The organism is Micromonospora sp. NPDC048909 (genome assembly GCF_040649635.1).
Classification (GTDB): Bacteria; Actinomycetota; Actinomycetes; order Mycobacteriales; family Micromonosporaceae; genus Micromonospora.
On sequence record NZ_JBEZFU010000001.1, the window covers coordinates 57,965 to 72,084 of the forward strand.

Annotated in this window: 14 protein-coding genes; 10 read left to right on the forward strand and 4 right to left on the reverse strand. The window is 72.7% G+C overall.

The features are described 5' to 3' along the window. Positions 1–131: 131 nt before the first annotated feature. Positions 132–524: a CBS domain-containing protein gene (locus AB0C04_RS00320; protein ID WP_357046420.1), complete on the reverse strand. Its 393-nt coding sequence runs from the start codon at positions 522–524 to the stop codon at positions 132–134. 114 nt (positions 525–638) lie between these two features. Here AB0C04_RS00320 and AB0C04_RS00325 point away from each other — a divergent pair, with 114 nt between their 5' ends. The 5 genes from AB0C04_RS00325 to AB0C04_RS00345 all read left to right on the forward strand — a co-directional run bounded on the left by AB0C04_RS00325 (position 639) and on the right by AB0C04_RS00345 (position 4,171). Further along, on the forward strand, positions 639–839 hold the full coding sequence (locus AB0C04_RS00325) for an NUDIX domain-containing protein (RefSeq protein WP_357046422.1): 201 nt from the start codon (positions 639–641) through the stop codon (positions 837–839). Continuing rightward, positions 836–1,606, forward strand: coding sequence for a hypothetical protein (locus AB0C04_RS00330; RefSeq protein ID WP_357046424.1), 771 nt, complete (start codon positions 836–838; stop codon positions 1,604–1,606). The genes AB0C04_RS00325 and AB0C04_RS00330 overlap by 4 nt, the downstream gene beginning before the upstream one ends. 78 nt (positions 1,607–1,684) lie before the next feature. After that, a complete protein-coding gene (locus AB0C04_RS00335; protein ID WP_357046426.1) occupies positions 1,685–2,416 on the forward strand; it encodes a phosphocholine cytidylyltransferase family protein in 732 nt (243 codons plus the stop codon). Next, the gene (locus tag AB0C04_RS00340; RefSeq protein WP_357046428.1) at positions 2,404–3,471 is read left to right on the forward strand and encodes an iron-containing alcohol dehydrogenase family protein; all 1,068 of its coding nucleotides are present in this window, start codon (positions 2,404–2,406) and stop codon (positions 3,469–3,471) included. The genes AB0C04_RS00335 and AB0C04_RS00340 overlap by 13 nt, the downstream gene beginning before the upstream one ends. After that, complete coding sequence (locus AB0C04_RS00345; RefSeq protein ID WP_350876838.1) at positions 3,455–4,171, forward strand: CDP-alcohol phosphatidyltransferase family protein; 717 nt, start codon at positions 3,455–3,457, stop codon at positions 4,169–4,171. Before AB0C04_RS00340 ends, AB0C04_RS00345 begins: the two co-directional genes overlap by 17 nt. Positions 4,172–4,284: 113 nt before the next feature. Here the strand turns inward: AB0C04_RS00345 and AB0C04_RS00350 are convergent, their stop codons facing one another. Next, a complete protein-coding gene (locus AB0C04_RS00350; RefSeq protein ID WP_357046430.1) occupies positions 4,285–5,553 on the reverse strand; it encodes a glycosyltransferase in 1,269 nt (422 codons plus the stop codon). Positions 5,554–5,689: 136 nt separating this feature from the next. On the opposite strand from AB0C04_RS00350, the gene AB0C04_RS00355 reads away from it, so the two are divergent. The 5 genes from AB0C04_RS00355 to AB0C04_RS00375 all read left to right on the forward strand — a co-directional run bounded on the left by AB0C04_RS00355 (position 5,690) and on the right by AB0C04_RS00375 (position 11,143). After that, positions 5,690–6,550, forward strand: coding sequence for a DNA-formamidopyrimidine glycosylase family protein (locus AB0C04_RS00355; protein WP_357046432.1), 861 nt, complete (start codon positions 5,690–5,692; stop codon positions 6,548–6,550). Positions 6,551–6,816: 266 nt separating this feature from the next. After that, on the forward strand, positions 6,817–8,388 hold the full coding sequence (locus tag AB0C04_RS00360) for a sugar transferase (protein WP_357049005.1): 1,572 nt from the start codon (positions 6,817–6,819) through the stop codon (positions 8,386–8,388). Between the two features lie 39 nt (positions 8,389–8,427). Next, positions 8,428–9,654 carry a histidine kinase gene (locus AB0C04_RS00365; RefSeq protein ID WP_357046434.1) on the forward strand — a complete coding sequence of 409 codons (1,227 nt, stop codon included), beginning with the start codon at positions 8,428–8,430 and terminating at the stop codon, positions 9,652–9,654. After that, positions 9,651–10,412 carry a LytTR family DNA-binding domain-containing protein gene (locus tag AB0C04_RS00370; RefSeq protein WP_350876830.1) on the forward strand — a complete coding sequence of 254 codons (762 nt, stop codon included), beginning with the start codon at positions 9,651–9,653 and terminating at the stop codon, positions 10,410–10,412. Before AB0C04_RS00365 ends, AB0C04_RS00370 begins: the two co-directional genes overlap by 4 nt. A gap of 65 nt (positions 10,413–10,477) precedes the next feature. After that, positions 10,478–11,143, forward strand: a complete 666-nt coding sequence (locus AB0C04_RS00375) for a DUF5701 family protein (RefSeq protein ID WP_357046437.1) — start codon at positions 10,478–10,480, stop codon at positions 11,141–11,143. 51 nt (positions 11,144–11,194) lie between these two features. Here AB0C04_RS00375 and AB0C04_RS00380 read toward each other — a convergent pair whose 3' ends face one another. Further along, the gene (locus AB0C04_RS00380) at positions 11,195–12,487 is read right to left on the reverse strand and encodes a hypothetical protein (RefSeq protein WP_357046439.1); all 1,293 of its coding nucleotides are present in this window, start codon (positions 12,485–12,487) and stop codon (positions 11,195–11,197) included. Positions 12,488–12,621: 134 nt separating this feature from the next. Further along, positions 12,622–13,959: a hypothetical protein gene (locus tag AB0C04_RS00385; RefSeq protein WP_357046441.1), complete on the reverse strand. Its 1,338-nt coding sequence runs from the start codon at positions 13,957–13,959 to the stop codon at positions 12,622–12,624. Positions 13,960–14,120 lie beyond the last annotated feature (161 nt).

Consider the following 14,120-nt stretch of genomic DNA (forward strand, 5'->3'; position numbering starts at 1 on the left):
GGTCGCGGCGTCTCCGCTCCCGCAGGGGGATCCTTACCCGTCGATCCGGCCCGGCACACCTGCGGGCACCGGGCGACCCGACGCCGGCCGTCGGCCCGTGGCCGGTGGCCGGCGCCGGGCCGGAGGCCGGCTCAGCTCGTCGCGATCATCCGGCTGGCCGCCCAGACCCGCATGATGTCGCGGACCGAGATCACGCCGGCCACCTCACGGCCGTCGAGCACCACCAGGTGCCGAAAGCCGCCCCGAGCCATCGCCGCGGCCGCCTCCTCCAGCGTCCAGTCCGGCCCGGCGTAGACCACGTCCCAGGTCAGGTGCGCGCCGGTGCGCTCGACGTCGCAGTCCAACCCGGCACCGATGGCGTTGAGCACATCACGTTCGGTCATGATCCCGACCCCCTCGGAGTCCGGGTCGATCACGACCGCCGACCCGATCCCGCGGGTCGACATCATCGTCGCCGCCTGACGGAGCGTGTGCTCCGGGCCGACCACGAGAACCTGGCTGGACATCGCTTCCCGTACCTGCATCACGCATCACCCCTTTGGGACGGTGGCATCCGGTACGGACATGGTGGGCCGTCGATGTTGCCGGGACAAGACCGGGCGTCGTCGCCACGCCGGTGGGCTCGCTAATGTCGGAGCGTGTCCACCGAGCCTCTGCGCTGCGCCGGCGCCCTGATCGTCCGCGACGACGGCCGCATCTTCTTCCAGCGCCGATCCCCGGAGCGACGGCTCTTTCCCGATTGCTGGGACGTGGTCGGTGGCCACCTGGAGCCCGGCGACGGGCTGAACCGCCGGATCGCGGAGGAGGCGTTCGCCGCCCTGCGCTCGACCAGTCGGTGAACGAGGCCGTCGAGCTGGGGCCGCACCGGTTCGCCGGGCTGGCCGCCCCGGCGGTGGACCGGGCCGTCGCCGCGGGCATGCGCGCCGCCCGCGACGGTGGTGGTGCCGAGCTGTGCCAACGGTACGGGGGGCCGGCGGCGACCGGCTTCCTGGTGGAGTTCCGCACCCGGCTCGCCGCGCCCGGTGGCGCGGTCGACGGGCCGGGGTTCGCCGCGCTCACCCGACACCGCGATCCGGCGACCTGCCAGCGGGCGCTGGACAAGCAGGTGGCGCACGGCATGATCCACCGCCGGCCGGACGGCGGGCTCTCCGCCACCGAGCGCGGCGCCACCTTCCTGGCCGAGTTGCACCATCTGCACGGCGAGGTCACCGCCGAGCTGTGGGCCGGCCACGAGGAGCGGGTGCTCCGGCTGGTCGCGGCGCTCGGCCGGCTGCTGGCGTACGCGCTGGTGCTCGCCGAGGAGAACGGCGCGACGGAGAGCACGGCGTTCACCGCGCTGGCGCCCCCGCACGAGCCGGACGGCACCCTGCCCGGCGTGCTGCTGCTCAACCGGCTCGACGCGCTGCGTCACCAGCGGGCGGACGCGTATGCCGCGTCCTGGGCCGCCGCCGGGCACACCGCACCCAGCGTGGCCGCCCTGTCGCCCGGTCCCGAGCGGCAGGCGATCGAGCTGGAGACCGACCGCCGGGCGGCCGGCCCCTACACCGTGTTGACCGCCGAGGAGCGCCTGATCATGCTCGCCGATCTGGCGGCGCTGCCCGGCTGACCCGGTTGGCCGGAGCCGCACCCGCGCCCGGCGCTATCCTCCACCGGTGAACGGGAGATGTACGACGGGAGATGTCGCATGATCGGGATGGTGCTGGCGGCCGGGGCGGGGCGCCGGCTGCGCCCGTACACCGACACCCTGCCCAAGGCGCTGATCCCGGTGGACGGCGACGTCACGATCCTGGACATCGCGCTGGGCAACCTCGCCGAGGTGGGGCTGACCGAGGTCGTGATCGTGGTGGGCTACGCGGCCGACGCGGTCCGGGAGCGGCAGGCCGACCTGGAGAAGCGGTACGGCGTCACGCTGACCCTGGTGCACAACGACAAGGCCGAGGAGTGGAACAACGCCTACTCGCTCTGGCTGGCCCGGGAGCACTTCAGCCGGGGCGTGCTGCTGGTCAACGGCGACACCGTGCACCCGGTCAGCGTGGAGAAGACGCTGCTCGCCGAGCGCGGGCCGGGCATCCTGCTCGCCGTCGACACGCTGAAGCCGCTCGCCGAGGAGGAGATGAAGACCACCTTCGACGCGGCCGGCCAGCTCACCCGGATCACCAAGCTGATGGACCCGGGCGAGGCGTACGGGGAGTACATCGGCGCGACCCTGATCGAGCCGCAGGTGGCCGACGCGCTCGCCGACGCGCTGGAGGCGACCTGGCGGCGGGATCCGAACCTCTACTACGAGGACGGTTACCAGGAGTTCGCTGACCGCGGCGGCGAGGTGCGGGCGGCCCCGATCGGCGACGTGTCCTGGGTCGAGGTCGACAACCACGCCGACCTGGCCCGGGCCCGGGAGATCGCGTGCCACTACTAGCCCGTACGGTCAACACCCCGTTGTTGATCGAGGTCCGGCGGGGTGCGGTGGCGGACCTGGGTCCGCTCCTCGCCGACCGGCGGATCTCGGCCGGCGGCGACGTCGCGGTGGTGGTCGGTCCCGGCCAGGGCGAGAAGATCGTCGAGTTGTGCCGGCCGAGCCTGGGCTCGGCCGACGTGTTCACCGTGGCCGGCGGCACCATCGACGCCGCGAACGAGCTCGGTGACCGGCTCCGGTCCCGGTCCTACGACGCCGTGGTCGGCATCGGCGGCGGCAGGACCATCGACACCGCGAAGTACGCGGCCACCCGGTACGGCATCCCGATGGTGACCGTGGCGACCAGCCTCGCCAACGACGGCATCGCCTCGCCGACCGCCTCGCTCGACCACGAGGGCGGCAAGGGCTCCTACGGGGTGCACATCCCGATCGCGGTCATCGTCGACCTGGACTTCGTGGAGAACGGCCCGGACCGGCAGACCCAGGCCGGCATCGGCGACGCGGTCAGCAACGTGAACGCCTGCGCGGACTGGGAGCTGGCCCACCAGGTCCGGGGCGAGCCGATCGACGGCCTCGCGGTGACCCTGGCCCGGACCGGCGCCGAGGCGTTGATCAACCACCCGGGCAAGATCACCGACGACGGCTTCCTCACCACGCTGGCCGAGGCGCTGATCCTCGGCGGGATCGCGAGTTCGGTGGCCGGGTCGACCCGCCCGGCCAGCGGCGGCGACCACGAGATCTCGCACGCCATCGACCACCTCTTTCCCGGCACCGCCTCGCACGGCGAGCAGGTCGGGATCGGCGCCCTTTTCTGCACGTTCCTCCGTGGCGACCCCGAGCGGTTCAGCCAGCTCGCCCGCTGCCTGCACCGCCACGGCCTCGCCGTCACCCCGGCGGACCTGGGGCTGACCGACGACCAGTTCGTCGAAGCGGTGCATTACGCGCCCAGCACCCGACCGGACCGGTACACCATCCTCGAACACCTCGCGCTGTCCGCCGACGGCCTGCGGACCCGGCTTGGAGACTATGTTGACGCCCTTCGTGACCACCTTGGCTGAGCCGTCCCGGCCGACCGCGGCCGACTTCCACCGGACGAACCGGGGCGGTGGGCTGTTCAGCGAGTCGATCAGCCAGTGGCTGGGCGCCGCCTTCGCGGTCGGCGCGCACCGGATGGGGCTTCCCCCGACCGCGCTGACCCTCACCAACCTGGTGCTCGGCCTGGCCACCTCGGTCACCGCGGTCGCGCTCGCCGGCCCGGTCGCCACGGGCGACGTGCCGGCCTGGGTGGTCGGCGTGATCGCGCTGGTCGGCTGGCAGGTGGCGTACGCCCTGGACTGCGCGGACGGTCAGCTCGCCCGGGTGACCGACCAGCGCAGCGCGGCCGGCGCCCGGATCGACGTGCTCTGCGACGTGGCCGCCCAGATCGCCCTGGTCGCGGCGCTCGCCGCGACCGCGGTGGCCCAGCAGCCGTCCACCCCGACCTGGCTGGTCGCCGCCTTCGCCGGCACCTGGATGGTCAACCTGGTCACCTCGGTGATGCAGGCCGGCCCGAACGCGGCGAGCATGGTCACCTCGACCTCGCTGCCGGTTCGGCTGGTGAAGCTGGTCCGCGACTACGGCGCGGTGATCTTCGTGGCCGCGCTGGTGCTCCTGCTCGCCCCGGCGCTGGCGCTCTGGGTGATGATCGCCTTCACCGTCGTCAACGGCGGATTCCTGCTCGCCAGCATCGCCTTCTCCGCCCGCGCCTCGCTCCGCTGACCCCCACTACTTCCCTTGATCGCGCTCGATTCCGGGAAGTAGTGGCGTCCGGCCGCCGCCGAAGCCCCTCTTCCCGGGATCGAGCGCGATCTTGCGGGGGCCGCGCCGTCGGGTCAGGCGCGGCTCGGCGTGCGGGACAGGCCGGCGTAGATGTCGATGAGCTGCTTGGTGACCACGTCGGGGTGGAAGGTCCGCTCGTAGCGGGCCCGGGCTGCCGGGGCGAGCGCGGCGGCCCCGGCCCGGGCGATCGGCAGGGCGGCGGCCAGCGCGGCCGGCTCCGGGGCCACCACCCAGCCGGCCTCTCCCGCCTCGATGCCGGCCGGCATCGGCGACCCGCCGCCCCCGGCGACGGCGGAGGCGACCTCGGCCGGCCCGGTGCCGGCCGGTTCGCGCGGAGCGTCCGCCCCCACCAGGTACGGAATGCCGCCGAGCGCGGTGCCGAGCACCGGCCGGCCGCTGGCCAGCGCCTCGATGATCACGGTCGGCAGCACGTCGTGCCACATCGACGCGGCGATCACCACCGCGCTCGCCTCGACCGCCGCGCGTACCCCGGCCCGGTCGAGCTGGCCCAGGTAGACCACGTCGGGGCGTTCGGCGGCGGCGGCCTCCACCAGCGGGCGCAACTCGCCGTCGCCGGCCATCCGCAGCGTGCCCAGCGCGCCCACCGGATGCCGGCGCCAGGCGTCCAGCAGCAGGTCGACCCCCTTCTCCGGGGAGAGCCGGGCCATGTAGAGGAACCCGTCGCCGAGCGGCGCGGGTCGGCCCGGGTCCGGCACGGCGTTCGGCTTCACCACGATGCGTTCGTCCGGAATGCCGTAGTCGCGCAGGTGGTCGGCGATCGCCGAGGTGAGCGCGATGTAGCGGTCCACCGACCGCCAGGTGCCCCGGTGCACGGCCAGGGTGGTCGCCATCAGCGCGCTCTGCGCCGCCGAGTCGCGGTAGCAGCGATGCTTGATCGCCGGTACGCCCAGCGCCCGGCCCTTGCAGTCCTGGCAGATCACGCCGTCGCGGAAGTAGATCCCCGAGGAGCAGACCTGCCGGTAGTTGTGCACCGTCTGCACCACCGGCACGCCGTGCCGGTGCGCGGTCCGCACCACCCAGGGCGAGAGCAAGGGGTACGGGTTGTGCAGGTGCAGCACGTCCGGCCGGTGCTCGGTGAGCAGCCGGCTCAGGTCGTGCTGGGCCCGCGGCGCCCAGATCGGCGAGATCGGCAGCAGCGCCTTCGCCGCCTTCGACATCGACGGGATCTCGTCCGAGCTTCGGATGAACGGCAGCACCTCGACGCCGGCGGCGGTGAGCTGGCCGATCTCCGAGTCGACGATGGTGTTCTCGCCGGAGGGCTGGGCTTCCCGGTACCGGTTGTGCGCCACCACGATTCTCACAGTGCTCGCCTTTCGTTCGCGGTCGTGCCGGCTCCTGCTCGCGGCTGCGGGGCTCGCACGCTCACTCCTCGCGCTCGCGGCAGGGACTCGCAAGCTCATTCCTCGCGCTCACCGGAAAGAAGGCTACCGTTGTGTCGTGCCCGAACTACCGGAGGTTGAGGCGCTCGCGGGTTACCTGCGGCAGCGCGCGGTGGGGCGGCGGGTCGACCGGCTCGAGGTCGCCGCGATCAGCGCCCTGAAGACGTACGACCCGGCACCGACCGCGGTCGCCGGCCGGGCGGTGGTCGACGCCCGGCGGCACGGCAAGTTCCTCGACGTGCTCTTCGACGGCGACCTGCACCTGGTGGTCCATCTCGCCCGGGCCGGCTGGCTGCACTACCGGGAGGCCTTCCCGTCCGCGGCGCCGCTGCGCCCCGGCAAGGGCCCGATCGCCCTGCGGGTCCGCCTCGACGACGGTTCCGGCTTCGACCTCACCGAGGCCGGCACCCAGAAGAAGCTCGCCGCCTACCTGGTGACCGATCCGGCGGCGGTGCCGGGGGTGGCCAAGCTCGGCCCGGACGCGCTCGCCGCCGACCTGCCCACCTTCACCGAGCGGCTCCGCAGCCGGCGCGGCCAGGTGAAGGGAGTGCTGACCGACCAGGCGGTGCTGGCCGGGGTGGGCAACGCCTACTCCGACGAGATCCTGCACGCGGCGAAGCTGTCGCCGTTCGCGCTCACCAACAAGCTGACCGACGGCCAACTGGCCACCCTGCACGCGGCGACCCGGCAGGTGCTGGGCGACGCGGTCGACCGGTCGATGGGCCAGCGGGCGGCGGAGCTGAAGGGTGAGAAGCGCTCCGGGCTCAAGGTCCACGCCCGGACCGGGCTGCCCTGTCCGGTCTGCGGGGACACCGTCCGCGAGGTCTCCTTCGCCGACTCGAGCCTGCAGTACTGCCCCACCTGCCAGACCGCCGGCAAGCCGCTGGCTGACCGACGGTTGTCTCGACTTGTACGGTGAGTAAGGCCACTCGCCGGTTACGGAGCGGAATCGACTGGAGCGCGCCGAAGGTCCCGGTCGGGAGTTCTTCCGACCCCGCCATCCATCGGTATAGTGACTCGGTCCCCGGCTTCTGATATGGCGTGGAGCCGGCCAGATCGCCCGCCGGCACCATCGGTCGCAAAGTCCTTCGGGTCGGCGCCCGGCCGGGGCCCGCGTGGGAGACTGGAACGGTGGGCGACTCGAGCCCTCACGGCGAGTGAGCGGCGCGGGTCATGCGGGAGGACATGGGTGAGGTGACGACAAGCCTCCAGCGCCCGGTAACCAACGAAGGCCGGAGCAAACTCGTGCGGCACGTCGACAGCTTCGAGATCCAGCCGCCGTCACCGCCGTCGCACAACGGCGTACCCCGGTCCGCCTGGGCCCGGGCCCGGCGTCGCGTCTCCCGCTGGCATCGCCCCTACACGGCGGTCCTGCTGCTGCTCGACTTCGCGGCGGCGGCCTTCGCCAGCTTCACCGCCATCCACACCTTCGACCAGGCCCGGTCCGGCTTCTACAACGCCCAGCAGGACCCGACCTGGTTCTTCACCGTCGCCTTCGTGCTGCTGCCACTCGGCTGGGTGGTGATCCTCTGGGGCAACCGGGCCTACGACCGCCGCTACCTGGGGCTCGGCCCGGACGAGTACAAACGGGTCATCCGGGCCGGTGTCGCCGTCGCGGCCACCGTCTCCTTCCTCGCCTTCGCCACCAAGACGTCGCTCTCCCGCTACACGGTCGGCACCGCGCTGCTCGGCGCGCTGCTGCTGATCCTGCTCGGCCGCATCCTGGCCCGCTTCGTGCTGCACGTGATCCGGCGCAACATCGGTCAGGGCGGGCACCGGATGGTGCTGGTCGGGACGCTGCCGGAGTGCCTGGAGGTCTACACCGCGGTCACCCGCAACCCGGCCGCCGGCCTGGTGCCGGTCGCGATCCACATCACCGACGGCTATGCCGCCGCCCGGGGGATGCAGACCCCGGTCCCGGTGTACGCCGGGCGGGACGTGCTCGCCCTGGTGCGCGAGGTGGGCGGCGACACCATCGCGGTCTGCGGCTCGGCCAGCGCCGAGCCGGGCGAGCTGCGCCGGCTGGCCTGGCAGTTGGAGGGCTCCGGCGTCGACCTGGTCGTCGCCCCGCAGCTCACCGACATCGCCGGCCCCCGGGTGCACATCCGGCCGATCGAGGGCCTGCCGCTGCTGCACGTCGAGGAGCCGACCCTCTCCGGCCCGGCGCTGCTGGCCAAGAACCTGATGGACCGGGTGGCGGCCGGGCTCGGGCTGCTGCTGCTCGTCCCGCTCTTCGTGGCCGTCGCGGTGGCGATCAAGATCTCCGACCGTGGGCCGGTCTACTTCCGCCAGCCCCGGGTGGGGCACGAGGGACGAACGTTCCGGGTGTGGAAGTTCCGGACCATGTACGTCGACGCCGAGGACCGGCTGGCCAGCCTGGTCGACCAGAACGAGACCGACGGCATGCTCTTCAAGATGAAGCAGGATCCGCGGGTCTTCCCGGTGGGCCGTTTCCTGCGCGCCTCCTCGCTCGACGAGCTGCCCCAGCTGATCAACGTGCTCTGGGGGGAGATGTCGCTGGTCGGCCCGCGTCCGCTGCCGGCCGACGACGGCGACTTCCTCGGCGACGTACGCCGGCGGCTCCTCGTCCGGCCCGGCATGACCGGCCTCTGGCAGGTCTCCGGACGCTCCGACCTCTCCTGGGACGAGGCGGTCCGGCTGGACCTCTACTACGTCGACAACTGGTCGCTCGCGTACGACCTGAGCATCCTCTGGCGCACCGTCGGGGTGGTACTCGCTCGCAAGGGCGCGTACTGAGGGATGGCGTAGCCGCCGCCGAACGGCCAGGATCTGGGCGTGGGTGGCAACCTCTCGGCCGTGGTCGGTGTCGTGTCGCTGGTCAGCGCGCTGGCCGCGGCGCTGTTCGCGGTCGGCCGGCTACGTGCCCGCCGGGGCATCGCCACCGCCACCCAGCGGGCCACCTACGAGGTGCTGCACACCGCCGGGCTGGCCGCCGAGCCGCTGCGTACCGGCCTGAGCCCGGCGGGCGCGGCGAAGGCCGTACGTCATCTGCGGGCCCTGGTGGGCGCGGTCGGCCTGGCGCTGACCGACCGGTCGGCGCTGGTCGCCCTGGACGGGCGCGGCGGGCACCACGGCGAGCAGCTGCTGGGCGCGGCCCAGCGGGCGGTGGCGACCGAGCGCTCCACCGTGCTGGGCGAGTCGGAGCTGCACTGCGACCGGGTCGACTGCCCGGTACGCGGGGCGGTCGTCGCGCCGCTGACCGGCGCGGACGGGCGGGTGGTCGGGGCGCTGGTCGCGATCGCCGACGGCCCGCCGGCGCCCGGTCTGGTGCAGGCGACCCTGGAGACCGCGCACTGGGCCGGCAACCAGCTCGCCCTGGCCGAGCTGGACTCGTCCCGGGAGCGGCTGGCCCGGGCCGAGATCCGCGCGCTGCGCGCCCAGATCAGCCCGCACTTCATCTACAACGCGCTGACCGCGATCGGCTCGTTCGTCCGGACCGACCCGGAGCGGGCCCGCGAGCTGATCCTGGAGTTCGCCGAGTTCACCCGCTACTCGTTCCGGGCGCACGGTGAGTTCACCACGCTGGCCGAGGAGCTGCGCTCGATCGACCGCTACCTGACCATCGAGCGGGCCCGGTTCGGCGACCGGCTCCAGGTGCGGTTGCAGATCGCGCCGGAGGTGCTGCCGGTGACCCTGCCGTTCCTCTGCCTGCAACCGTTGGTCGAGAACGCTGTCCGGCACGGGTTGTCCCGCAAGCCCGGCACGGGCATGGTGAGCATCGAGGCCCGGGACGCCGGCGCCGAATGCCACATCACGGTGGAGGACGACGGGGTGGGGATGGATCCGACCAGCCTGACCGCCGGCATCGCCGAGTTGGCCCGCAGCTCCGGCGACCCGGGGGACGATTCCGGCCAGCACGTCGGGCTCTCCAACGTCGACGAGCGGCTCCGGTCGGTCTTCGGGGACGGGTTCGGCCTGGTCGTCGAGACCGGCCTGGGCTCCGGCACGAAGGTCAGCATGCGGGTGCCGAAGTTCCACCCCGGCGTACGGGCGGGGTCATGAGCGCTCCGGGTTTTCTGCGGGTGCTGGCGGTCGACGACGAGCCGCCGGCACTGGACGAGCTGGCCTACCACCTGCGGGCCGACCCCCGGGTGGCCCGGCTGCACACCGCCGGGGACGCGACGGAGGCGCTGCGGCTGCTGCGCGACGGCGACATGGATGTGGTCTTCCTGGACATCCGGATGCCCGGCCTGGACGGGATGGAGCTGGCCCGGGTGCTGCGCCGGTTCGCCCGGCCACCGGCGATCGTCTTCGTCACCGCCTACGACGACGGCGCGGTCGACGCTTTCGACCTGGGTGCGACCGACTACGTGCGCAAGCCGGTGCGCGCCGAGCGGTTGGCCGAGTCGCTGCGCCGGGTGATGGGCTCCCGGGTGGTGCCGTCGCACCCGGCAGCGCTGGCCCGGGCGGAGGAGGACCCGACGATCCCGATCGAGCTCGCCGGCACCACCCGGATGCTGCCCCGCTCGGCGGTGCGCTGGGTGGAGGCGCAGGGCGACTACGCCCGGCTGCACACCGCGGACGGCTCGCACCTGGTCCGGGTGTCCCTGGCGACCCTCGCCGAGCGGTGGGCGGACGCCGGGTTCGTCCGCATCCACCGCTCGTACCTGGTGCAGTTGAAGCTCATCGCCGAGCTGCGGCTGGTCAACTCCGGCTACGTGGTGGTGATCGACGGCACCGAGCTGCCGGTCAGCCGGCGGCACACCCGGGAACTCAAGGACAAGCTGGTCCGCGCGGCGAAACAGGATTGGAACCGGTAGACCGGGAATAAGACCTCTCTGGCCGTACGCTGTACGGTAGGCCGTACGACTTGAGGGAGGCCGCCGTGACAGACGCCCCGTTCGACGCCGGAACCGAGTTCGACCGCCAGCTCGACCGACTGGTCGAGCTGGACTACCCCGCCCTCGCCAAGATGACCGCCGACGACTTCCGCGGGCTGGTCGAACCGCTGCGGGCGGCGGCCGTCGCCGGCGCGGCCGGCCTGCCGGCCCCGACCGAGGGGCGGGTGCCGTTCCTGCTGGTGATCACCCGCGAGCTGGTGCCGGTCGAGGACCGGCTGGCGCTGACCACGCTCGCCGGCAAGCGCAAGCCCGGCTTCCTGGACCGGCACTACGCCGAGGGTGACCTGGCCCGGTTCGACCCGATCAAGGAGCTGGAGGTGCCCGCCGGTCCCGCGTACCTGCTCTTCGACGTGGACCGGGGTGACGAGGAGACGCTGAACCTCGCCCCCTCGTCGGCGATGGAGGTGATCACCGGCCAGGGCCGGCTGCCGCTCAGCATCGACGAGGGGCTCGCCTTCGTCACGCTGTACCCGGCCGCGCTCGCCAAGAACAAGTGCTTCTCGCTGGTCGGTTCGCGCTGCGGCGACAAGCGGGTGCCGGCGATCTGGATCAGTCAGGGTGCGCCGAAGCTCGGCTGGTGCTGGTACGGCAACCCGCACACCTGGCTCGGCTCCGCCTCCGCCCGACCGGAGCGCGCCGGTCTGGAGTGACGAAAGGGCGCCCGGGTCCTCGACCCGGGCGCCCTTTCCACGTTCCGCCCGTCACGGCCAGTAGAACCTGCCCGTCACGTCCATGACCAGGTGAACGCTGCCCGCGTGGTTGCGCACGTGGAACTTGCCGTACGGCCCGAGCTCGTTCAGCACCGCCCCGGAAACGGTCTGCCCGATCGCCGGATTGAGGTTGCTCGCCGCCGGCTCACCGAAGTCGGGCCAGTCGGCCGGCCAGACCGTGACGACCGTGTTCCGCGTCGGCGTCACGGCGGTCACGTTCGTCACCAGGACGATCTCCTCGTTGGTCCCCATCGCCGGCGGCGGCGCCACCTTGCGGGTGTCCCCGGCGCCGAGCGCGCCCGCCGTCCCCAGGCCGGTGCGGGTGTCGACGATCCGGGTCGGATTCAGTGCCTGGAAGCGGCGGCCGAAGAGCAGCGTCCCGTCGTCCATCATCCCGAAGCCGTCGACGATGATGTGGGCACGGGCCGAGGTGTAGATCGTGAAGGCCGGCGCGCCCTCCGGGGAGCAGAGCGACCCGTCACACGGCCGGGTCTGCACGTACGCCAGGTTGGGCGTGACGGTGCCGGCGCGGAAGTTGACGGTCGAGGCGGTGGGCACCGGACCGTCACCCGACCAGGCCGTGACGAAGCCGTCGGACTCCGGGTCGACCACGGTGATGTTGAGGACCAGCGCTCGGGCATGTGGGTTGTCCCCGCCGAGCAGCCTGGTCAGGTTCAGGTAGCTGCCCGCGGACCGCTTCAGCCCGCCGGTGTTCGGGTCGGTCCGGCTGTCGAAGATCCGGTTCGCGCGGTACGGGTGGTAGCGGGAGCCCATGCCCCGGCTCGCGAGGGTGTTGTCGGCCGCGTAGAACCCCACCACATCGACCACGACATCCGTGTGGCCGTTGCGGTTGAACACCCTCACCTTGCCGCCGGCGCCGAGCTTGACGGTGACATTGTTGGAGCCCAACCAGCCCGCCGCGAAGTTGACCGACGAAGCGTTCGGCAGAGGCTGGCCGGCCGGATAGAGGGTGACGAAGCTGTCCGCCGTCGGGCCGGTGATCGTCACGTTGACGACGACCGCCCCGACACCGCTGACCGGCACGCCGCCGCGCCCGGTCACCTGCAGGTCCACCGTGCCCGACGGTCCGACCTTGGCCGCAGGCGCGCCCAGACCGTCGCGGGTGTCCATCAGGCGGGTGGGGGCGACCGGGTAGTAGGTGCCGGTGACGTCGACAGCCGCCTGCGACGTGCGCGACGGCACGGCGGCGGCGGGCGCCGCCGTCAGCGCGCAGGTGGCGACCAGGGCCACCCCCAAACCGAGCAGGCCGCGAACTGTTCGCATGTGGATCCCCCGGAGAACGATGGACGGAAATGCGTCGACACACCCTAGGAGCCGGTGATCATGCGCGGCAAGGCCGACCCCGGCCAGGGCGGCACCTCGACCCGTTCGGCCGGGGTGTGGTGGCCGGAACGTGGTCAGTAGCCGCCGGTGGCGATGACCCCCATCGGCTCGGCCGGCGAGGTGCCGGTCGGCAGTTGGAAGGTGCCCACCACGTCGGCCACCAGATGGGTGCTGCCGGCGAGGTTGTGCACCTGGAACGCGTCCTGCGGACCGATGCCGCTCAACACGGCGTTGGAGACGATCTGCCCGGCCGCCGGGTTCAGATTGCTCGCGGTCGGCTTCGCCAACCCCGCGTCGGCGGGCCAGACGGTGACCACGGTGTTGAGGCTCGGCGCGACCGCCGTCACGTTCAGCGCCAGCACCTGCGTGGCGGCGGTGACCAGGGCGGCCGGGGTGACGACCCGGCGGGTCACGTTCGCGCCCAGCGCCCCCGAGGTGCCCAGGTTGCTGCGGCTGTCCACGATCCGGGTGGGGCTCAGCGGGGTGAACCGCAGCCCACCCGCCAGCGATCCGTCGTCGATCACCCCGACCAGGTCGACCACGATGTTGGTGGACCGGAGCGTGTAGACCGAGAAGATCGGCACGCCGTACCAGGGACCGCAGTCGTGGCAGGTCGCGGTCCGCACGTAGGCCAGGTTTGGCACGACCTTGCCGGCGCCGTAGTTGACCGTCGACGAGGTGGGCACCGGGCTGTCACCGGCCCAGGCGCTGAGGAAGCCCGACTCGGCCGGCGCGACGGCGGTGATGTTGAGGACCAGCGCCCGCACCCGCGGGCTGGACGGGCCGAGGTCGACCCACCGGTTGATCCGGGTGTTCTCCTCGATCGCGCCGCGCTCCTGCCGGGTGTCGACGAGCCGGGTCGGGGTCACCCGCTGGAACTGGCCGCCCCGGCCGTGGCTGCTCTGCACCGCGTCACTGCCGGCGTAGAAGCCGACCACGTCGACCACGACCTGCGTGCTGCCGTCGTGGTGGTAGATGGCGACCCGGCCGTCCGCCGCGAGCTTGACGGTGACGTTGTTGGAGCCCAGCCAGCCGGGCGCAAAGTTGATCGACGATGCGGTCGGCCGGGCCTGGCCGCCCGGGTAGAGGGTCAGGTAGCTGTTCGCGGTCGGGCCGGTCACCGTCACGTTCAGCACCACCGAGCCGACGCCGCCGGCCGGTACCCCGCCCCGGCCGGCGACCTGGAGGTCGACCACCTCACGGGCCCGGAGCGGGCCGGTCCGACCGCCGAGGCCGCTGCGGGTGTCCATCAACCGCTCCGGCGCCAGCGGGTAGTACATCCCGACGACCGATTCGGCGGCGGCCGCGGCGGGTGCCGAGGCGGCCGACGCGACGGGCGCCGAAGCCGGCAGCCCGGCCAGCGCACAGGCTCCGGCGGCGGCCACGGAGAGCAGGGTGCGGAGTGCGCGCATGAGAGGCCCCGGGGAGACGAGGGGACAGGGAACAGCCTGCTCAGACTAGGGGTGGCCATCTATGCCGGCAACCCCGTGACCAGCGAATAAATCCCCTCGTATCCACCGTGGAGGAACATCCGGCGACCGGTATCCGTCGATCGGCTGAGCGGCAGCACGCG